The sequence below is a fragment of the Alicyclobacillus herbarius DSM 13609 genome, assembly GCF_000430585.1.
Classification (GTDB): Bacteria; Bacillota; Bacilli; order Alicyclobacillales; family Alicyclobacillaceae; genus Alicyclobacillus_G; species Alicyclobacillus_G herbarius.
Map to the genome: position 1 here is coordinate 94093 of NZ_AUMH01000006.1, position 19050 is coordinate 113142.

Genomic DNA, 19050 nt, shown 5'->3' on the forward strand with positions numbered 1-19050 from the left:
GACAAACTGTACAACCCAGTGCCCACCCTCGGTTATTTGTCGAAATGGAGGTGTATTGCGCGGGAAATGTTGTCGATCACGTCCGACGCCATGACGCTGGCCCTGCCCATGGCCTCTCCCGCCATTTCCCCGGCGCGCCCGTGAATCCATGTGCCCGCTGCGGCGGCTGCAAACGGCGCCAATCCCTGAGCCAGCAGGCCCCCGATAAGACCGGCCAGCACGTCCCCCGTTCCAGCCGTGGCCAGGGAGGCATCGCCGGTCGGATTGACCGCCAGACGGCCGGACGGATCGGCAATCAGGGAGTGATACCCCTTCAACACCACCACCGCTCCGGTTCGCCGGGCCAGGGTCGTAGCGGCCTCCAAACGGCGGGCCTGGACATCAGCGGTACTCCAACCGAGCAGACGCGCGCACTCTTTCGGGTGCGGGGTCAACACCGCCCGCGGCGCGGGGCCAGCGTCATTCGCCAGCGCGATTTCCGCTATCTCTTCCTCGGCCGAGCGTTCGGTCCGCGATGGCAATCCCGCCTGCGCCTGCTGGATGAGCCGCAGTCCGTCCGCGTCCAAGACCACCGGCCCCGGAAATTCGGAGAGCAGGGGCCGCCACACGTCGACGGCCTGCCCAAGTCCAGGTCCGAGGACCAGCGCCTTGCAGTCGGACACTGCGGCCAACAGGTCGCCAACCCCTGACCGGACCACAAACTCCGGCGGCACTGACAGGGTTGGCGGGTGTGGCCCAACCAGCGCGACCAAACCGCAGCCCCCGCGGGCAGCGCCGAGTCCAGCCAGCACCGCCGCCCCCTGCATCGCCCCGAGCGCTATAGCCACCCGGCCGTAGGTGCCCTTATGGGAGCTCGGCGGCCGATCCGGCAGCCACCTTGCCACGTTCTGCTCGGTCACCCACTCTGCCAGCGGGCCCGCCTCCGCGTCCGCATCAAGGCGGATGCCAATGTCCACGACGTGCACGCGACCCGCGTACTGACAGCCCGGACTAATCGCGGTGCCCAGCTTCTCGGCGGCAAAGCTGACGGTCTCATGGGCGGTCACGGCCACACCGCCGACGCAGCCGGTCGAGGCGTCGATCCCGCTCGGGACATCGACGGCAATCACCCAGGCGCCGCTCTGGTTGAGCGTCTGGATGACGCGGCCATAGCGGGAATCCGGGGCCACAGGTCGGTTGCTGCCCGTACCAAGCAACGCATCGATGTAGACGTCCGCGCGCGGCAGCCACTCCTCGCCCGAGTTCGTCCCAGGTTGAGTATCCGTCCCCAGCTTCGTCAAAGGGCGCTCATCCACCGCCAGATTCGACTCCTCCCCTAGGAGGCGCCACGGCACGCCAGCCCGTTCCGCCATCTTTGCGGCCAAGCGAGCGTCGCCGGTGAGCTCCGAGACGGGGACCAGGGAGACCACCTCCACGGATACGCCGACGTGGCGAAGCCAACGCGCAGCCACCCAGCCGTCGCCGCCATTGTTGCCCTTGCCGCAGACGACCACGACGTGCTGTGGCCCGCGGGACGCGGCGTGCTCGGCCACCGCCTTTCCCGCATGCTCCATTAAGACAATCCCGGGTACACACAAGGTTGAAATGGTTCGTCGGTCGAACAACTGCATTTGCTCGCTCGTTACCAGATACACAAAGTACCCTCCCCGAGGATTGATATATGGATATTCCGCCTGTCCGACGTTTATGAAAGGTTGTCCGGACATACATATGAAGGGTGTCTGCTGAAAGATTGTCTGCCAGGGTACTCTTTCCGGTCTACCTTATCCGTGCTCCGCCTCGCGTACGGCCATCGCCAAGGCCAGTGTCCGCGTGTGCGAAAGGGTGACCCACCAGCGCCCTGCGACAAACGGATTTCCCACCAACTCCGCCGCCCATTCCACCGTGAGACCGGCGTCTCCGGGCAGTACGGCCACCCGGTTGATGCCCAGCCGGCCCAACCCTGCCCCGGTCGCCTTGGCGATGGCTTCTTTGGCCGCAAATCGGCCGGCGACAAACTCGACCAGGCGGCCGTCAGACATCCCGCCAATCAGGTCCCGCTCCAGCGGGTGCAGAACGCGCTGTATCAACCTCTGACCATGCCGCCGCAAGGCCGCATCCATCCGCTCTAATTCCACCGCGTCCACGCCGATGCCGAGAATCAAGAACCGAACCTCCCGGTACACCAGTTCTCCCTACAAGCTAGCCCAGTCGCCCATTCACCGATAATCCGGAAATCCATTGAAAAATCGAATTTCAACCGCGTACAATGAACCTTAACAAGAGCCTGGACGAAGGAGGCGCCGCCCGTGCTCCAATCCTTTTGGCGCACCATGACCGGACTGTTCCTGACTGTCGCCCTGTTCACCCTTCTCTCCGGACTCGCGCTGTTTCTGCTCCACGTGCCGCTGAGGCCGCCCAACTCCGCCATGGCGATTGCCCACCTGCCGACCGGTTTCCCGTCCATCTGGGACCTCATCAGCCCCTCCCCCGATGTGAAGGGGTGGATGGGCCCCGCCGCTGTGCTGTTGGCCCAGGTGCTGCTTAGCGGAGGGTTATACGGATCGCTCGTGCGCGCCAATCTCGCCACTCCTGTCCGTCCCGCCAGTTTCCTCAGCGACGCCCTGCGATCCTTCTGGCGGCTGCTCTGGTGGAACCTGTTGTGGGCGGCTCTCTACCTGGTGCTCGGCACGCTGAGCAGCCTCGGGCGCGGCCTCCCGAGGGCGGACCTTATCTTTGGCATCCCGCTGCTTATCCTGCGGTTTTTGTTTTTGTTCGGGGATGTGGCTTTGGTGGCCGAGCGGCAGCTTGGCGCCTTTGCCGCATTGAATCAGGCCGCCCGTGCGCTGCTTGCTGGGTTTGTACCGATGCTCCCGTATGCCGTCAGCCTGACCCTATTGGCCGACGTGGGCACTGCCGTCGCCCCAAGCTTGTCCCGCACCGGCCTGTTGGCGGCCGGGCTGGTATACAGCCTGGCGGTCACATGGTTGCTGCACATGGTCACAGCCCGGTATCTTCACTTTTCCCTCTGGAGATTCGATCCGGCCGTTCCCCGCGACTGCGGCGATGGCCAACCATCCTCCGTAACCTAAGGGTGGTGCCAATCGACCACGGTCGAGACCACCACTCCTTGCCTCGCCACCAATTCTATCAGTTCCGGAAGGTGTGCATCCACACGATCCGCCGCGTCGAGGATGGTGATGATGATGGGCACATCGTCCTTGCGCAGCCACCAGCCGGGCTCATGCCAACGGCCGCCGTCGCCGATGCCACACATGCCGCGGGTAGTGGACAGCCAAAGCAGACCGCGCCTCCGGGCGAACTCCGCAACCGCCTGGTACAGCGGTCGGCCGCCCTGCTTGTGCCGCTCCAGCGTGTAGATGTCGACACGCCGCCCCAGTCGCTCGCCGTGTTCCAGATTGCTGTTCGGCTGGGTCCTGCGACTTGGTTCCATCACCATCACCCCATGCTCGCCAATCAGTTTCCCCGCCCGCGGCAGCCAGCCCGTGAGGCGCGCGGACGGGGCCACAAAGTCGAGCAAGATCGGCAATTCGTTGGAGGCGACCTCATTCTCGACGGTACGGAACGCCCCCCGCGCGTGACCGCCCTCCAACCCGCGCCAGACCGTGGCTCCCGCCAATCCGTGCTCGCGCGCGTCGAGCAGCAGACGCCGGTATAGCGGGACACCCCCAGCCATTGTCGCGCCGTTCCAAAGCCCAATAATCAGGTTGCAGACGCTGTCGTCTCCCCCGGACTGGGTGGCCGTCTCTACAACTTGGGCCATATTGTCACCCCGCTTTGATTTCAACCTATGCCCGTTTGTGGCACAATAGTGCGCAGATACCCTTGATTAAAGCGTGTGTCAAAGGACGGATGACCCATTGCTGCAGACCACACTCCCGAACCTCCTCAGCCACGCCGGCATGGTAGGCTTTGTCCTCGTGATTGCCGCCACCTTCTGCTTCATCATGGCAATTCGCCCGGACGCCCGCGGCCCTATCAAAAAGACGACCGTCTTGGCTTGTGCGGTCGTCGGAATCGCAATCGGTCTGTTGTTTTTATCCACATATTCCCTGTATACCCAAACCACAACTTCCTAAACCGCCTACGGGCAGATAGGGCTGTGCAGATGCTTCCGAGAGGACCGGCCCGAAACAACGGTTAAAATGCGGCGATACTGCCGTCGGTCCTCGGTTCCGTCGCGCCAATCAACACATTGCCTTGGCGGAGGATGATTTGACCGCGGCCAAATGCCCCGCCATCCCGGGCAACACGTAGGTCATGTCCGCGCCGGGCCAGCGCCTGCACCAGGTGCATCGGCCAGGTGGGCTCCACGTCGATGCGGCGCCCCTCCACCCATTGCCAGCGAGGCGCGTCCAGCGCCGCCTGTGGATTCAGGTGAAAGTCAAGCAGATTCATGAGCACCTGTACGTGCCCCTGCGGTTGCATAAACCCACCCATCACACCAAATGGGCCAAGCGGCTGGCCGTTTTTCGTCAGGAACCCGGGTATGATGGTGTGATAAGGCCGTTTGCGCGGCCGCAGGCAGTTGGCGTCCTCAGTCTTTAAGGAAAAGCTGTGCCCCCGATTCTGCAGGGCAATGCCGGTCTCTGGCACCACCAGCCCAGAGCCAAAGCCCATGTAGTTGCTCTGGATAAACGAGACCATGTTGCCCTCTCCGTCCGCCGTCGCGAGATACACCGTGCCACCTGCGAGCGGCCGCCCGGGCGAAGGCTCCAGCGCCGTGTGGCCGATTTGTGCCCGCCGCTGCGCCGCATAAGCCGGCGACAGCAAGTCTTCCACACGCACCGGGAGTTCCCGGGCATCGGTGATGAACTTGCGGCCGTCTGCGAACGCCAGTTTCACCGCCTCCATCGCCAGGTGTTGCGCCTCAACCGATTCCCGGATCGACAACTCAAACCCAGAGAGGATATTCAAAGCCATAAGGGCGACCAGCCCCTGGCCGTTGGGCGGCAGCTCCCACACGTCGTAACCGCGGTAGCTGACGTGAATCGGATCGACCCACTCGGGACGATACTCCGCAAAGTCGTCGAGCGTGAAAAACCCATCCGTTTGCTGGGCAAAGTGTACGATGCGCTCCGCCAACTCCCCCTCGTAAAACGCACGCGCCCCCGACTCCGCAATCTGGCGCAGAGTCCGGGCGTGATCGGCCGATCGCCACACTTCACCAATAGCCGGCGCTCGCCCTTCTGGGGCAAAGACGCGAAACCACTCCGCGAACGCCTCTCCCTGGAAATTTTTCTGGTAGGTTGCATAGGCCCGTTGCCAGAAGTGCCCCAGGACGGGAGATACCGGGTATCCGGCTTCTGCGTACTCGATGGCCGGGGCCAGCGTCTTGGTCAGCGGCAGGCGGCCAAACCGCCCCGACAGCTCGGCCCACGCGGCCGGCGCGCCCGGCACGGTGACCGGAAACCAGCCCCATCGAGGCATCTCATTCAGACCAGCCCGGTGGACAGTCTCCAGGTTCAACCCGGCCGGGGACCAGCCACTGGCATTCAAGCCGTACAGCCGTCCCCCGGTCCAGACGAGGGCAAACGCGTCGCTGCCAATCCCGTTTGACGTCGGCTCAACCACCGTGAGGGCAGCCGCCGTCGCAATGGCCGCGTCGATGGCGTTGCCGCCCTGCTGCAGGACAGACAGGCCGGCCTGGGCGGCCAACGGCTGCGAGGTCGCGACCATGCCGTGAGTGGCCATGACGCACGTGCGCCGCGACGGATAGGGGTGATATAAATAGTCAAAATCGAACACTGCACACCCTCCCAGAACTGGTTTGCTAGCCAATCAAGTGCCGTAATCATGCGGTGCCGCGCTCACGCACGTTGTCGTGGATTCAGCCACTGCTGTAACCCATCACCCAACAGGTTGAATCCAAGAACCGCAATTCCAATGGCAATACCGGGTACGATGGCTAGGTAGCTGGCCTGACCCAGGTACCCCTGTGCATCGTGCAACATTGTCCCCCAACTCGCAGTAGGTGGCGACACGCCCAGCCCGAGATAACTCAAGCTCGCTTCCGCAATGATGCCGTTCGCCATTGCGAGAGTCATTTGCACAATCAGGGGAGTTGTGATGTTGGGAAAGATGTGTCGCCACATAATTCTGCGGTCACTTGCACCCATCATACGGGCTGCAAGGACGAATTCCTTTTCTAACTCGGCCATCACCTGTCCCCGTACGATGCGAACAAAGATGGGTATATAACCGACTCCAATCGCCATTGTCGCGTTCCATTCCCCTGGTCCCAACATTGCCGCGAGGACAAGCGCCAAGATCAGAAAGGGAAACGCCTGCATCGCGTCAACCATGCGCATGATGATCCAATCGTCCCAGAACCCCCGATAGAACCCGGATATCAGCCCGATAGGAACGCCTACTACCAGGCCGATTATCAGGGAACCACCTGAAACGGTCATGGAGGTTCTCGCTCCGACGAATAATCTCGATAACTCGTCCCGGCCCAATTGATCGGTTCCCAGCCAGTGTTGTGAAGAGGGGCCCTGGAGAACTGTGGAGTAGGATTGCACATTGGGGGGATATGGTGTCAGCCAAGGCGCAAACACAGCCACGATGATAACCAGGCAAGCAATTGCACCCCCAATGAGAAACGACCGGTTGCGCCAGAACCTTTGGGCTCTCCGCACACTCCGCTCTGCAGTCTGAGATGGTTCTGAGGAGAATTCAGTCTGTACGAGTGCCATCAGGTCCCCCTCCTCTCTAACCGGATCCGAGGATCGACGATCCCGTAAACAATATCGACGGCCAAATTCACGGCAATCACCAATAGGGCTGCAATCAGCGCGCACGCCTGCACCGTCGGATAATCTCTGTTAAAGACGGACTGTACCAACAAGGAACCAAACCCCGGAAGGCTGAAAATCTCCTCGGTGATGACTAAGCCCCCAAGTAGACCAGCGATCTGCAGTCCTCCAGTCGTAATCACAGGAACGAGCGCGTTGCGAAGCGCGTGTTTTAAAACGACCCTCCACGAGGGTAGTCCTTTCGCCCGCGCTGTACGAACATAATCCTCATTGAGCACATCATTCAGACTTGGGCGTAGCATTCGTAACAGAACCGCTGCCTCCCTGATCCCCGTCGCCACCATGGGAAGCACCATGACCGATATGTTCTGCCGAAAGTCCTGAAACATTGGTGCATAGCCGGATGACGGGAAAAGGTGCATCTTTACCGTGAAAAAGATCAGAAACAGTAATCCAATCCAAAACGGCGGGACTGCCAGCCCGAAGGTCGACACAAATACCGAGACAGCGTCAGCCCAACGACCTCGCTTGACCGCCGCTAGGATGCCAAGAGGAAACGCAATCAGCACGGCAACAATCACGGTGCCTACAGCGAGTTCAATCGTGACCGGTAGTCTTTGGCCTATAAGGTGAGACACGGGTTCATGGTCGAGCAGCGAGGTCCCAAGGTTCCCATGAAATAAGCGCGCCATCCAGTCAAGGTACTGCACCGGGACTGAGTGGTTGAGCCCCATTTGGGCTCTAAGGGCGGCCAATGCCTGTGGCGTAGCGTCCTGACCTAAAACCATCTCTGCGGGATCACCGGGTATCAAATGAATCAGGCTGAAGACCATAATGCTGAGGAAGATCAGGACGGGTATCATTGTCAACAGCCGCTTTGCCACGTATGCCATATCTCACCCTCCGCATCGCCTGCGCCTAGTCTACCGCGAGCTTAGTGTCGAACGGGCTGGCTGAACGTCAAGTACCCATCAAGCCGAAAGCCCGTTCGTCTCGTGACATTACTCAGTTTCAAGACATGGACAGCTGGTCCAAGCGAAACGCTCCATCCGGATACGCTTTGAATCCGTGAAGGCTTGTCGAATAGGCATAAACGTTGTTCGGATAGTACAAGAAGATATAAGGATCCTGCTGGTGCATGACCTTCATAAACTGGTCGTATACCTGCTTCCGCTGGTTCATGCTCGATAGCTTACGCGCCTTGTCCAGTAATTGGTCGACGGTAGAATCGCTGAACTTTGAGCCATTATTCGCGCCACCTGTATGCCAAAAAGAGTAGGTGTCCTGATCCGGATCAAGTCGTCCTGACCAGCCGAGTGCAGACGCCTGGAAGGAGTGATTAATGTTATTGGACAGAAGCGTATCGAAGTCGAGTTGCTGAATCTTCATCTGGATTCCATATTGACTCAGCATGCTTTGAACCATCTGAGCTGTTTGCACGGAAATAGGACTATTCGCAGTTTGAAGCGTAAAACTAAACCCACTGCTGTGTCCGCTCTCTTTGAGCAGCTTCTTCACCTTCGCACCATTGGGCGCTGGCGGTGTGGATACGGCTCGGTCATACACGGGAGATACGGGGCTAAATGGGCTCCAGGCTGGCGATGCTTCGCCTTTAAACACTACGTCGGCAATTGCCTTTCGATCAATTGCGTCGTCAACCGCTTCGCGCAGGTATCGATTGTTGAAAGGCGGCTCTGACGTATTGAGGTAGAAACCTTGATAACCGAAGCCTGGCGTGTTTGAGACAATGTAATTCGGATTCGATTTTATCGATGAGAGCTGTGAGGCAGGAACCTGGTCAATCAGCTGGACAGCGCCGCTTTGTAGGTTACTCAGTTCAACATTCGGATCGTTGAATACATGCCATACGACCCTTTGAATCTTGGGTGCACCCTTCCAGTAATGTTCATTCGCCTCCAAAGTCAGCGTAGATCCCTTTACACGGTTGACCAACTGATACGGTCCGGTCCCCACAGGGTGATTGGCAAAGTTGGCCCCTTCGTTCTTCACGGCTGTTGGGGAAACCATCATTCCGGCTCTGCCCGCCAAAACATTGATCAGCGGGCTGTAAGGTTTTGAGAGATGGAGCACAACCGTGTAATCATCGGGCGTGTCGATGGACTTGATGGCATTCAACGAGGACTTTCTGGCAGATGTGGGTTTCATGTCTCGGTTCAGATTGAATTTAACCGCCTGCGAATTAAACGGCGTCCCATCCTGGAATTTCACACCGTGCCGTAGGTGAAATGTGTATGTCAGGCCGTCAGAACTCACGTTCCATTTGGTCACTAGGTCGCCAACAATTTTCCCGCTCGGCGTAAGAGCAAACAACGTATCATAAATATTGAACATGATCTGCCGGTCAACCAAAGCACTTGATAAAGCCGGATCTAAAGTCGCCGGGTCTGCCTGCAACCCGATGCTTAAAGTATTTCCAGACGTGGACGACGAAGTTTGGGCTGAGTTTGAGCCAGAGGTAGCATTGTTTGGAGTAGAGCCACTACTATTTGAACTGGCCGAATTGTTCCCGCAAGCTGTAAGAGTGCCCATCGCCATGAAGACCGTCGTCGCCATGAAAACCGCCTTTACTTTCCTCACTGTCAACCTCCCCTTCCGTTTTCCGTGTGAGTAGGGCTTTTGGATGAGCGACCTGATTGAGCAACTAGCTATCTTGAGTTTCGGAGGCGACTGACTCCACCTCGAAACAAGTGTCCATACGTTGAGTATCCTTTGTTCTCAACTGTACGACTTCCAAATCTTTGATGATATGGTCATACATGACTCGTTCCGCGGTATTGCCATCTCCCCGTTCTACGGCAAGATAGATGGCCGTATGTTCTTCCAAAATATTGGTTTTATTGTTATTAATGTTCAGGACCAATCGGCCGTAATACTCAATGACCGGACTCACACTGTCAAGAATTCGCGTAAGTCTCGCATTTCCTGACAGACCTCGAACCAGTTGATGGAACTCTGAATTGAGAAATATGAGCCGCTTTACATTCATCTCCTTCAGGCAGGACTCCGTCTCCGCAAGATTCCGTAAGAGCGGCGCTAGGTGTTCGACCATTCGCCGTTCTGCGGCCTGACGAGCCACGACTGGCTCCAGCGCCAAACGGAGATCATACAGTTCGAAGTAGTCTTTTAACGTTGGCTCAAAGACTCGGATGTCTCCGTCCTTTTCAACGAGCAGCTGCTCCATGATCAAAAGACGGATGGCCTCACGCACCGGACTGCGGCTCACCTTCAAATTCATGGCTAACCGCGTCTCGACGATTTTCTCACCGGCTGGGAATTCTCCGGTCAGAATCCCGTCACGCAGATATCGGTACACTTGATTTACCAATGGTTCACCGCGCTGGATGGGTCCCACTGCATCTCCTCCGCTGACTTCCGTCGACCGTCGACGGAATCCAATGATGACCCAGTGTAAATCTATTTTTCTGACGCGTCAATACTCCGCGATCATTTGTTATGTATGACCTATTCCATCCTCACGTGGGCGTTTCCACAACTTTACGTCGAAACTGCTTGTTCTATTGTACTGTACAAGTTTTAATCAATGGTATTATCAAAACGTGTCGTAGAGACCGCTGCCCCATCCCCCGCAAACCATCTCAGCCTTCACGAGGGGATGCGCAAAAGCGTCCGCATTCGGGCGCTAAGAACAAGAAAAACGAGGTGGACCCATGCTAGAGCACCGCAAACCGGAAATCTTGCATATCCTACATGAAAATTCGCGTCTGTCCATCGAAACCATCGCCCGCATGCTCGGTGAATCGCCAGACGATGTCGCTGAAGCGATTGCGGAGATGGAGCGGGATAACATTATCCTCCGCTACTCGGCCGTCATCAACTGGGACAAGGTCGAATCACGCCGGGTCACGGCGGTCATCGACGTCAAGGTGACGCCCCAGCGCGAAGTCGGGTTTGACGCCATCGCGGAGCGCATCTACCGCTTTCCGGAAGTCAAATCGGTCCACTTGATGTCCGGCACCTTTGACCTGCAGGTCATCGTCGAGGGCCACGACATCAAGGAAGCGGCCCGCTTTGTCTCGGAAAAGCTGTCGACGATTGAGAACGTCAACTCGACGACCACCCACTTTTTGCTCAAGACCTATAAGACGGACGGCGTCATTTTTGACGATCCGGACGGCGACAAGCGGCTGGTGGTCAGCCCGTGAAGACGCTCACCAGCCGCCTGTCCCCGATTGTCCAAAACCTGCCCCCGTCTGGCATCCGCCGCTTCTTCGACCTGGCCAACCAGATGGAAGGGGTCATCTCCCTGGGTGTCGGCGAGCCCGATTTTGTCACCCCGTGGCACATCCGTGAGGCTGGGATCTACTCCCTCGAACAGGGCTACACCTCGTACACCTCTAACCGGGGGTTGCCCGAATTGTGTGCCGAGATTTGTGCCTACCTGACTCGCTATGGTTTGGAGTACGACCCCGCGCGCGAAGTGTTCGTCACCATCGGCGGCAGCGAGGCCATCGACTTGGCGCTGCGGGCGCTCATCTGCCCGGGAGACGAGGTGCTCATCCCCGAGCCCACCTACGTGGCCTACCGGCCGTGTGCCCTGCTGGCCGGGGCGCAGGTGGTTGGGGTACCGACGCGGGCAGAGGACGAGTTCCGGCTAACCCCGGAACTCCTGGAGGCGCACATCACGCCGCGGGCCAAGGTGTTGGTCTTGTGTTTTCCCAATAACCCGACCGGATCGGTCATGACCGATGCGGACCTGCGGGCGATTGCCGAGGTTGCGATGAGACACGACCTGATGGTCATCTCGGATGAGATCTATGCCGAACTGACGTACGGCCACCGGCACGTCAGCATCGCCTCGCTGCCTGGGATGAAGGAACGGACGATTGTCATCGGGGGCATGTCGAAGGCGTACGCCATGACCGGCTGGCGCATCGGTTACGCGGCCGGGCCGGCGGACATCCTCGGCGCTATGTTGAAGATCCACCAATACACCATCCTCTGCGCGCCGGTGACGGCGCAGCTGGCCGCCTTGGAAGCCCTGCGCAACGGAGAAGCGGAGAAAGACCGGATGGTCGCCAGCTACGACCAGCGCCGCCGGCTCATCGTGCAAGGACTGCGCGACATCGGATTGCCCTGCCATGAACCGAAGGGCGCCTTCTATGCCTTCCCGGACATCCGCCCAACCGGGCTGAGTTCTGAGGCGTTTGCGGAACAGCTGTTGACGGCGGAAAAGGTGGCCGTGGTGCCGGGGAGTGTATTCGGCGCAGCCGGGGAAGGGTTTGTCCGCTGCTCCTACGCTACGTCCGTCACCCAAATCGAACGAGCCCTGGAGCGCATCGGGCGCTTTGTTCGTACGCTCGGTTAGGCGATTCGCGCCGGCTGTGATACAGTGAAAGGCGTGAATGTGCGCCCATGGCGCCGCCTCTCGAATTGGGGGATGGGATGTGATTATCACCAAGAGCCAGTACGAAATTGAAATTATGCGGGAAGCCGGCAAGGTGATTGCCGAGTGTCACGCCGCACTGAAGGACTTTATCCGGCCCGGCATCACGACGAAGCAGATTGACGAGTTTGTGGAGAAGTTCATCCGCAAACACAACATGATTCCGGCCCAAAAGGGATACAAAGGCTACCCGTTTGCCGCCTGTACCTCGGTCAACGATGTGGTCTGCCATGGGTTCCCCGGATCGTACCGATTGAAATCGGGCGATATCATCACGGTCGACATGGTGACCCTGCACAAGGGGCTGCACGCCGATTCAGCCTGGAGCTACGCGGTCGGCGACATCAGCGACGAGGCGCGCCGATTGATGGAAGTCACCGAGACGGCGTTGTACAAGGGGATTGAGCAAGCGGTCATTGGCAATCGCCTGAGCGACATCTCGCATACGATTCAGACCTATGTCGAGGGACAAGGCTTCTCAGTCGTCCGCGACTTTATCGGCCACGGCATCGGCCGCGAGATGCACGAGAGTCCGGAGGTGCCCCACTTTGGCCCGCCCGGCCGAGGGCCGAAGTTGAAAAAGGGCATGACGTTCACCATCGAGCCGATGGTCAATGTAGGTGGCTACGAGGTGACCGTGGATGACGACGGCTGGACCGCACGCACCGCCGACGGGAGTCTGAGCATCCAGTATGAACACACCATCGCGATCACGGAGAACGGCCCAGACATCCTGACGAAACTATAAGTGCGTGTCCGGAAACAAAAGCCCCCCTGCCTCAACAGCTGGGCAGGGGGGCATCTCTTTCCGAACAACCTCGGTACAACTCACCCGAGCACCAACGACCCGAGCATGCCCAGTCCATACGAAACGATGCCGACCAAAAGACCAACCACCGTCATCTCCAGGCCACTCGCCCACCACGACCGCACCGTAATCAAACTCTTGGCCGCGCCGACGGCGAAATGGGCCGCCAGACTGACGATGGCCGCCACCACCATCGCCACGAATCCCGTGAGGAAGAAGAACGGGATGAGCGGGATGATGGCGCCGACAAACGTGGAGATGCCGCCAAACACCGCGGACTTCCACGGGTCCCCGGTGCTCGTCTCGTGAATGCCCAACTCCTCCTGCGCCATCGTCTGCAGGAATTGATCCGGATTGGACGCGATGCGCCTCGCCACCGCCTTCGCTTCCTGGCCGGAAAAACCCTTCAGTTCGTACAACAGGGCCAACTCTTCCAGCTCGTGCTCCTTATCCGCCTCAATTTCCTGTCGTTCGTGCGCAATCTCCGTTTCCATCAGCTCGTTTTCCGACTTGGTCGCTAGCCAAGCGCCGGCCGCCATCGACAAGGTACTGGCCAGCGCGCCGAAAAACCCGGAGACCAACACAGTCTGACTGCTGTCCGTGTACCCGGCCACGCCCGCGATGATGCCGAAGATGGCACCCAGACCGTCGTTGACCCCGTAGATGGCGTCGCCGACCCAGCCGCCTGTGTGCTGACGATGCCAACGCTCCTCGCCCCACAGCGACTGCAGGCGGTGCTTGCGTCCTTTCGGCACGGGTTCCGGACGAACTTCCGCAGAAAAGTCGAAATCCGCATGCGTCGCTTCGTCCGCGTCAATGCGGTCGATGATGGAAGTCAAGGACTCATCCTCAAGGACCTGCCGCAGTGACCGATACCAATCCGCATTACTCCGTTCCACCGCCTCAATCCGGTCGAGCGCCTCCTTCTGGCTCAGCTGGTTCAGGCTTGTCTCGTCCACCGTGGGTGCCTCTACCGCCATCCCCAACTCCCGCAGTTTCTCCTGCCACCACTTGGCGTGTGTGGACTCGAGCTCAGCCAGCCGCAGAAACACACTGCGCCGATGCTCGTCCGATTCGCGGCTGGCGCACAACCGGTATAACTTCGCCGCTTCCGTCTCGCGGCGCCAACTTTCCTGAATCGTACGTTCCAACAGCCGTGTCTCCTTGTCGCGAGACAAAGCGCCACCTCCTGTCTTCGGGACCCCATGCCCCGCCTACGCCCCTGATTATACACACTGAAGCCTCACTGGAAACGAATGAGTATGGGCTAACTTTGCACTCCGTTCTACCCTGGTTGGAAGTGGTTGCAAGGGCTACAATGGAGGCAAACGGAAAGCGAATGGACAAGTTTGGAGGCGTCGTCATGGGACTAGACGTGCAACGGAAACGGGTGTATGACCCACCCACCGCCGACGATGGTAAACGGGTTCTGGTGGATCGACTGTGGCCGCGGGGCATCAAAAAGGAGGCGGCCGCCATTGACGCCTGGCTGCGGGACGTGGCGCCAAGCCCTGCCCTGCGCAAATGGTTTTGTCATAAGCCGGAGTTGTTTCCGGAATTTCGAGCGCGGTATGAGGCCGAACTTGTGCACGATCCGCTCCACCGTGAGCAGTTGGACCAGCTTTGCGCGTGGGCCCAAACGGGGCGTGTGACCTTGGTCTACGCGGCCAAGGACCCGGTGCACAACCACGTGGTCGTGTTGCAGGACGTGTTGATGCGCTGGGGAGGAGAAACAAGCGAATCATAAAAGCTGACCGATATTGTGAAGGCGAATCGATACCGTGACGACTGACCGGTCCGGTCGCAAAAACCGGAGCCTGCCTCGATTCGCGCAGGTTCCGGTTTGGTTGTCTCAAATAGGTGGGGTGACACGTAGACGAGTGTCACTGAATTGTTGTCGCCCGTTTACTGGCTTATCGCCGACAATTTATAAACTTGTCCTCCTAAGTTATCGTTCAACCGCTGGGTCAAAAAGCTCCCCCATCCGGGGTCAGCCAGCGTTCATCCACCTCAAAGTGCGCGCGGGCCAGTACCTCGGCCAAATGCTCCAACGGTGTCGCCGCCACTTCGCGGTACACCTTGCGCGTGTAGAGATGTCGGGCATTGGGAAACTCCTGGCGCAACTGGCTGCGCAGGCGGTTCCCAGACTCGTCAGCATCCACCAGCACGTAAACCTCATCTTCCGCGATGCTCTGCAGCAGCGCTTCCATTTTCTCATACCCCAAGGTCCCGTTCGTGCAGACTATGCGGACCGGCTCGTCCAAAACCTGTTCCAGTCTCCGCTTGTCGCTCTGCCCCTCGACAATGATGACCTTACGTGGTGTGGCCGGTGCTCCCAACAGCCCCATCCCCTTGCTGTGACAGTTTGCTTTCACTGTACGCGAGGCTCGACCTGCGAGCAACCGACGACCATCTTTACGGACGGGCGCCGATAGGTCTTCGTGCCCCGCTGAACGACGAGTGCACCGAGATTTTCACCCTGGCCAACGAACAGGCGACAGAGGGGGAACAGCGGTCTAGCCAAGCTGTCCCGAACGTGCATACCCTGGAGGAAACACCTGACAAGGAGAGATGAGCATGGCTGCGAAGACACGGAAACGGACGAAGCCCCTGCGCCCGACCAAGCCATCACGGCGGACGCAGAAGGGCGCAGTCAGCACACCGATTCGATACATGAAGGGCGAAGACATAGGTGTAGAACCGACCTTCCTGCCCCTCTTGCTGATGCTCGGCGGCCTCTGGGGAGCCAGTCGGGCGAGCCGAGGCAAGACCGGCGGCTTTGCCGGACCGGGCATGGCTGATTCGGACGGTAGCACGGGGGTGCCTGGCGGATTTGGCGGCTTTCGTGCAGGGCCTGGATGGGGTGGCCCGGGTGCGGGCGTCGGTGGTCCCGGTTTCGGAGGCGGTACAGGCTATGGGCAAAGCCCGGGCATTGGGGACGGTCCAGGCTGGGGCGGTTTTGCCGGACCCGGGTTCGGCGGTTCAGGCATGTTCGGACAACGCGCGGGTTTGGGGGGTATCGGCGGCTGGCCGTTTTTCTTTTAGACCCGCTACAGACAGACAAAGGGCGGGGCGATGGGTCCCACCCCGCTCTTTGCATCTACATTTCTGGAAAGTATCCAATCTCGCACGTTCATCAAGCCACTGGCGTCGTTGTGCAAGTGGTCGTTGTGTACACCGGCACAAGCAGGAAGAACAGGACGAAGATAATCAGGAACACCACTGCCCAACGCGTGTAACCACCAAATACACCGTACATCGACCATTCCTCCTCTCTCGGCTTTTGTTGCCCGACGCACTTCCATCCAATGCGACTCACCATTCGGCCGATAAGGACATTCGACCCGGGCAGTGGGAATTGGGCGTTCTTTGATACAATGGACATGCGTAGGAAAACTGCAAAGCGGAGGCCTGTGACGTGTCGAATCTGGTCATTTTCGGTCCCGGCAAGATGGGCGCCGCGCTGACGCGGAGCATGCAGGCGGTGGGCCATCAGGTGCTGGCTGCGTTCGGCCACACCGACAGCGAAAGCGCCAGGCGGTTTGAAGAATGGACGGGTGTGACGGTCGCGCCGTCGCCTATCGGGGATGAGCGACCGGACACCCGGATGGACCTGACCCAGGCGGACCTGGTGCTGTTAACCCTGCCGGATGGACTGTTGGCCGCGGCAGCCAGACAGCTGGCCGCCTGCGCCGACTTCGGGAAACAGACAATTGTCGCGCACACGGCCGGATCGCTCGATGCAAGCATTCTCCAGCCGTTGGCTGAGACCGGCGTGCGCACCGTCGCCGTGCACCCGCTGCAGACCGTGGCGGATGCGGCGGAAGGGAACCTGTTTCACGGTGTGTGGTTTACCCTGGATGGCGAGGAGAGTGCCTTGGCGGAGGTGGCCGGGTGGGTGCAGCACCTCGGCGGACAGCCTATCCTGGCCAGAGGCATGGATAGGGCACGCTATCACGCCGCAGCCGCCCTGGCGTCGAACGCGCTGGTCGCCCTGGCGGCGCTGACCACCGAGGTCTCCCCGCTGCCGGAAGGTCTGCTGCCATTCCTGCCGCTGATGCAGGGGACGCTGCAAAACCTCCGGCGACAAGGACTCCCGGGGGCCCTAACCGGGCCCGTGGAACGCGGGGATGTCGAGACCATAAAGAGACACCTTAAGGCGCTCGCGGATCTGCCGGATGCCCTGGCTGCCTATACGGCCCTGGGGCGAGCCACAATTCGCCTGGCCGAAGAGAAACATTCGTTTTCGCCGGATGTGTCGGTGGAGCTTTGGAATCTGTTTGGGGGGAAGCTGGAATGACGAAGCCGGTCACCATTCGTACGTTCCTGAAGATGAAACAAAATGGGGAAAAGATTGCCGTCGTCACGGCGTATGACTACCCATCCGCGCGGCTTTTGGAAGAGGCGGGCGTGCACGCGCTGTTGGTTGGGGACTCGCTGGGGATGGTCGTGCAGGGAAACACGACCACCCTGCCCGTCACCCTGGACGACATTATCTATCACACGAAACTGGTGGCGCGCGGGGTCACGCGGCCGCTGATTATCGCTGACCTGCCCTTCATGACCTACCAGGCGTCGACGGAGCAGGCCTTGATGAGCGCCGGCCGTCTGATGCGCGAAGGCGGCGCGCAGGCGGTCAAACTGGAAGGCGGCGCGTTCTTAGCCGAGACGGTTGAGCGGCTGGTCAACGCCGGTGTACCCGTCATGGGGCACATTGGACTTACCCCGCAGTCGGTGCACGCATTGGGTGGGTTTGCGGTGCAGGGGCGGACAGCCGCTGCCGCCAAGCGACTCGTGGACGACGCCATCGCGCTTGAGGAGGCCGGGGCGTTTGCTGTCGTGCTCGAGATGGTCCCGGACGAGGTGGCCGAGGTGGTGTCAGCGCGCTTGACCATTCCTACCATCGGCATCGGGGCGGGTCCACACTGTGACGGCCAGGTGTTGGTCTTCCACGACATGATGGGCTACACGACCGGGTACATTCCCAAACACAACAAGCGGTTTGCCGACTTGGCCAGCACCATCAAAAACGCCGCCGCGGCGTACGTGCGAGAGGTGGCCAACGGACAGTTCCCCGGTCCAGAACAAACGATACACCTAAAGCCAGAAGAACGCGCCGAGTGGGCGGACAAGTGGCAGAACAAATAAGAGGTGCCTACATACCATGCAGACGATTGAAACCATTGCAGACATGCGAACGATTGTGGCGAACGCCAAGCGGCAAGGCAAAAGCGTGGGGCTTGTCCCGACGATGGGGTACTTACACGAAGGACACCTGCGCCTCGTCGACACAGCGCGGCGTGAAAACGACCTCGTGGTCGTCAGCATCTTTGTCAACCCGCTGCAGTTCGGGCCCAACGAAGATTTCGCCCGCTACCCGCGCGATACAGAGCGGGACAAGACCCTGCTGGCGGAACACCAGTGCGACGTTGTGTTTCTCCCCAGCGTCGAGGAGATGTACCCGCGGCCGCTTAAGACCGTGATTGAACTGCCGGGGATGAGCGAAACCTTATGCGGCCGCTCGCGGCCAGGCCACTTTCGCGGCGTGGCCACCGTCGTCTCGAAGCTGTTTCACATCGTGCAGCCGGACAAAGCGTACTTTGGCAAGAAGGACGCGCAGCAGGCGGCCATCATCGCCCGCATGGTCGACGACCTGAATATACCCGTCGAAATTGTCACGGTCCCCATCGTCCGTGAGGCGGACGGCTTGGCCAAGAGTTCGCGCAACGTGTATCTGACGGCCGAGGAGCGGCCGCACGCGACCGTGCTGTACCGTGCCCTGATGGAGGCAAAAGCCAAGATTGAAGCGGGCGAACGATGCGCCGACAAGATCCGCCAGATGGTGCAAGCGCGCATCAGCGCCGAGCCGGGGGTGACCCTCGACTACGCGGAGATTGTCTCCCTAACCGACCTAAAGCCGATTGAACGCTTGTCAGGCCGGGTTCTGTTGGCTGTGGCCGCGTATGTGGGCAAGACGCGCTTGATTGACAATCTGCAGATGGATGTGACGGAAGACGGTGTGACGTTCGACTGACCGCCTCGCCGGCTTTGCGCCCGGC

Annotated in this window: 21 protein-coding genes; 10 read left to right on the top strand and 11 right to left on the bottom strand. The window is 59.7% G+C overall.

Annotation, left to right across the window (positions count from 1 at the left end; genetic code table 11):
* Positions 1-32: 32 nt before the first annotated feature.
* Both H522_RS0105670 and acpS read right to left on the bottom strand, forming a co-directional pair.
* Positions 33-1634 (bottom strand): bifunctional ADP-dependent NAD(P)H-hydrate dehydratase/NAD(P)H-hydrate epimerase, encoded by a 1602-nt coding sequence (locus H522_RS0105670; RefSeq protein WP_035452797.1) that lies wholly within the window; start codon positions 1632-1634, stop codon positions 33-35.
* Between the two features lie 129 nt (positions 1635-1763).
* Positions 1764-2144: a holo-ACP synthase gene (gene acpS, locus H522_RS0105675; RefSeq protein ID WP_026961568.1), complete on the bottom strand. Its 381-nt coding sequence runs from the start codon at positions 2142-2144 to the stop codon at positions 1764-1766.
* 144 nt (positions 2145-2288) lie between these two features.
* On the opposite strand from acpS, the gene H522_RS0105680 reads away from it, so the two are divergent.
* Positions 2289-3071 (top strand): hypothetical protein, encoded by a 783-nt coding sequence (locus H522_RS0105680; RefSeq protein WP_026961569.1) that lies wholly within the window; start codon positions 2289-2291, stop codon positions 3069-3071.
* On the opposite strand, the gene H522_RS20395 is transcribed toward H522_RS0105680, so the two are convergent.
* A complete protein-coding gene (locus H522_RS20395; RefSeq protein WP_051343946.1) occupies positions 3068-3763 on the bottom strand; it encodes a DUF190 domain-containing protein in 696 nt (231 codons plus the stop codon). The two genes, H522_RS0105680 and H522_RS20395, sit on opposite strands and share 4 nt — an antisense overlap.
* 97 nt (positions 3764-3860) lie before the next feature.
* On the opposite strand from H522_RS20395, the gene H522_RS0105690 reads away from it, so the two are divergent.
* The gene (locus H522_RS0105690) at positions 3861-4079 is read left to right on the top strand and encodes a hypothetical protein (RefSeq protein ID WP_026961570.1); all 219 of its coding nucleotides are present in this window, start codon (positions 3861-3863) and stop codon (positions 4077-4079) included.
* Positions 4080-4140: 61 nt separating this feature from the next.
* Here the strand turns inward: H522_RS0105690 and H522_RS0105695 are convergent, their stop codons facing one another.
* The 5 genes from H522_RS0105695 to H522_RS0105715 all read right to left on the bottom strand — a co-directional run bounded on the left by H522_RS0105695 (position 4141) and on the right by H522_RS0105715 (position 10131).
* Positions 4141-5694: a gamma-glutamyltransferase family protein gene (locus H522_RS0105695; protein ID WP_051343957.1), complete on the bottom strand. Its 1554-nt coding sequence runs from the start codon at positions 5692-5694 to the stop codon at positions 4141-4143.
* A gap of 116 nt (positions 5695-5810) precedes the next feature.
* Positions 5811-6698: an ABC transporter permease gene (locus H522_RS0105700; protein ID WP_245578027.1), complete on the bottom strand. Its 888-nt coding sequence runs from the start codon at positions 6696-6698 to the stop codon at positions 5811-5813.
* The gene (locus H522_RS0105705) at positions 6698-7651 is read right to left on the bottom strand and encodes an ABC transporter permease (RefSeq protein WP_026961573.1); all 954 of its coding nucleotides are present in this window, start codon (positions 7649-7651) and stop codon (positions 6698-6700) included. The genes H522_RS0105700 and H522_RS0105705 overlap by 1 nt, the downstream gene beginning before the upstream one ends.
* Positions 7652-7769: 118 nt before the next feature.
* Positions 7770-9356, bottom strand: coding sequence for an ABC transporter substrate-binding protein (locus H522_RS17860; protein WP_081411911.1), 1587 nt, complete (start codon positions 9354-9356; stop codon positions 7770-7772).
* Positions 9357-9420: 64 nt separating this feature from the next.
* Positions 9421-10131: a GntR family transcriptional regulator gene (locus tag H522_RS0105715; RefSeq protein WP_026961574.1), complete on the bottom strand. Its 711-nt coding sequence runs from the start codon at positions 10129-10131 to the stop codon at positions 9421-9423.
* A 316-nt stretch (positions 10132-10447) separates the two neighbouring features.
* Here H522_RS0105715 and H522_RS0105720 point away from each other — a divergent pair, with 316 nt between their 5' ends.
* From H522_RS0105720 to map, 3 genes are all read left to right on the top strand, one after another.
* Positions 10448-10942: an Lrp/AsnC family transcriptional regulator gene (locus H522_RS0105720; protein ID WP_026961575.1), complete on the top strand. Its 495-nt coding sequence runs from the start codon at positions 10448-10450 to the stop codon at positions 10940-10942.
* Positions 10939-12105 carry an aminotransferase class I/II-fold pyridoxal phosphate-dependent enzyme gene (locus H522_RS0105725; protein WP_026961576.1) on the top strand — a complete coding sequence of 389 codons (1167 nt, stop codon included), beginning with the start codon at positions 10939-10941 and terminating at the stop codon, positions 12103-12105. The genes H522_RS0105720 and H522_RS0105725 overlap by 4 nt, the downstream gene beginning before the upstream one ends.
* Before the next feature lie 79 nt (positions 12106-12184).
* A complete protein-coding gene (gene map / locus H522_RS0105730) occupies positions 12185-12931 on the top strand; it encodes a type I methionyl aminopeptidase (protein WP_026961577.1) in 747 nt (248 codons plus the stop codon).
* 80 nt (positions 12932-13011) lie between these two features.
* On the opposite strand, the gene H522_RS0105735 is transcribed toward map, so the two are convergent.
* On the bottom strand, positions 13012-14169 hold the full coding sequence (locus H522_RS0105735) for a VIT1/CCC1 transporter family protein (RefSeq protein ID WP_155836215.1): 1158 nt from the start codon (positions 14167-14169) through the stop codon (positions 13012-13014).
* 185 nt (positions 14170-14354) lie between these two features.
* Here H522_RS0105735 and H522_RS0105740 point away from each other — a divergent pair, with 185 nt between their 5' ends.
* Positions 14355-14738: a DUF488 domain-containing protein gene (locus tag H522_RS0105740; protein WP_035452848.1), complete on the top strand. Its 384-nt coding sequence runs from the start codon at positions 14355-14357 to the stop codon at positions 14736-14738.
* A gap of 220 nt (positions 14739-14958) precedes the next feature.
* Here the strand turns inward: H522_RS0105740 and H522_RS0105745 are convergent, their stop codons facing one another.
* Positions 14959-15330, bottom strand: coding sequence for a toprim domain-containing protein (locus H522_RS0105745; protein ID WP_245578028.1), 372 nt, complete (start codon positions 15328-15330; stop codon positions 14959-14961).
* A gap of 238 nt (positions 15331-15568) precedes the next feature.
* Here H522_RS0105745 and H522_RS22295 point away from each other — a divergent pair, with 238 nt between their 5' ends.
* Complete coding sequence (locus tag H522_RS22295) at positions 15569-16036, top strand: hypothetical protein (RefSeq protein WP_081411913.1); 468 nt, start codon at positions 15569-15571, stop codon at positions 16034-16036.
* 91 nt (positions 16037-16127) lie between these two features.
* On the opposite strand, the gene H522_RS22300 is transcribed toward H522_RS22295, so the two are convergent.
* Positions 16128-16250, bottom strand: coding sequence for a hypothetical protein (locus H522_RS22300; protein ID WP_281173076.1), 123 nt, complete (start codon positions 16248-16250; stop codon positions 16128-16130).
* Positions 16251-16409: 159 nt separating this feature from the next.
* On the opposite strand from H522_RS22300, the gene H522_RS17870 reads away from it, so the two are divergent.
* The 3 genes from H522_RS17870 to panC are packed head-to-tail and all read left to right on the top strand — an operon-like array spanning position 16410 to position 19025.
* Complete coding sequence (locus tag H522_RS17870) at positions 16410-17291, top strand: DUF2520 domain-containing protein (RefSeq protein ID WP_051343949.1); 882 nt, start codon at positions 16410-16412, stop codon at positions 17289-17291.
* On the top strand, positions 17288-18139 hold the full coding sequence (gene panB / locus H522_RS0105765; RefSeq protein ID WP_026961581.1) for a 3-methyl-2-oxobutanoate hydroxymethyltransferase: 852 nt from the start codon (positions 17288-17290) through the stop codon (positions 18137-18139). The genes H522_RS17870 and panB overlap by 4 nt, the downstream gene beginning before the upstream one ends.
* Before the next feature lie 16 nt (positions 18140-18155).
* Positions 18156-19025: a pantoate--beta-alanine ligase gene (panC, locus tag H522_RS0105770; RefSeq protein ID WP_026961582.1), complete on the top strand. Its 870-nt coding sequence runs from the start codon at positions 18156-18158 to the stop codon at positions 19023-19025.
* Positions 19026-19050 lie beyond the last annotated feature (25 nt).

Excerpts from the sequence above, each read along its gene's own strand:
- H522_RS0105720 (WP_026961575.1), top strand. The coding sequence starts at position 10,448 with ATGCTAGAGCACCGCAAACCGGAAATCTTGCATATCCTACATGAAAAT.
- H522_RS0105705 (WP_026961573.1), bottom strand. The coding sequence starts at position 7,651 with ATGGCATACGTGGCAAAGCGGCTGTTGACAATGATACCCGTCCTGATC.
- H522_RS22295 (WP_081411913.1), top strand. The coding sequence starts at position 15,569 with ATGGCTGCGAAGACACGGAAACGGACGAAGCCCCTGCGCCCGACCAAG.
- panC (WP_026961582.1), top strand. The coding sequence starts at position 18,156 with ATGCAGACGATTGAAACCATTGCAGACATGCGAACGATTGTGGCGAAC.
- H522_RS22300 (WP_281173076.1), bottom strand. The coding sequence starts at position 16,250 with ATGTACGGTGTATTTGGTGGTTACACGCGTTGGGCAGTGGTGTTCCTG.
- H522_RS0105740 (WP_035452848.1), top strand. The coding sequence starts at position 14,355 with ATGGGACTAGACGTGCAACGGAAACGGGTGTATGACCCACCCACCGCC.
- H522_RS0105700 (WP_245578027.1), bottom strand. The coding sequence starts at position 6,698 with ATGGCACTCGTACAGACTGAATTCTCCTCAGAACCATCTCAGACTGCA.
- panB (WP_026961581.1), top strand. The coding sequence starts at position 17,288 with ATGACGAAGCCGGTCACCATTCGTACGTTCCTGAAGATGAAACAAAAT.
- H522_RS0105695 (WP_051343957.1), bottom strand. The coding sequence starts at position 5,694 with ATGGCCACTCACGGCATGGTCGCGACCTCGCAGCCGTTGGCCGCCCAG.
- H522_RS20395 (WP_051343946.1), bottom strand. The coding sequence starts at position 3,763 with ATGGCCCAAGTTGTAGAGACGGCCACCCAGTCCGGGGGAGACGACAGC.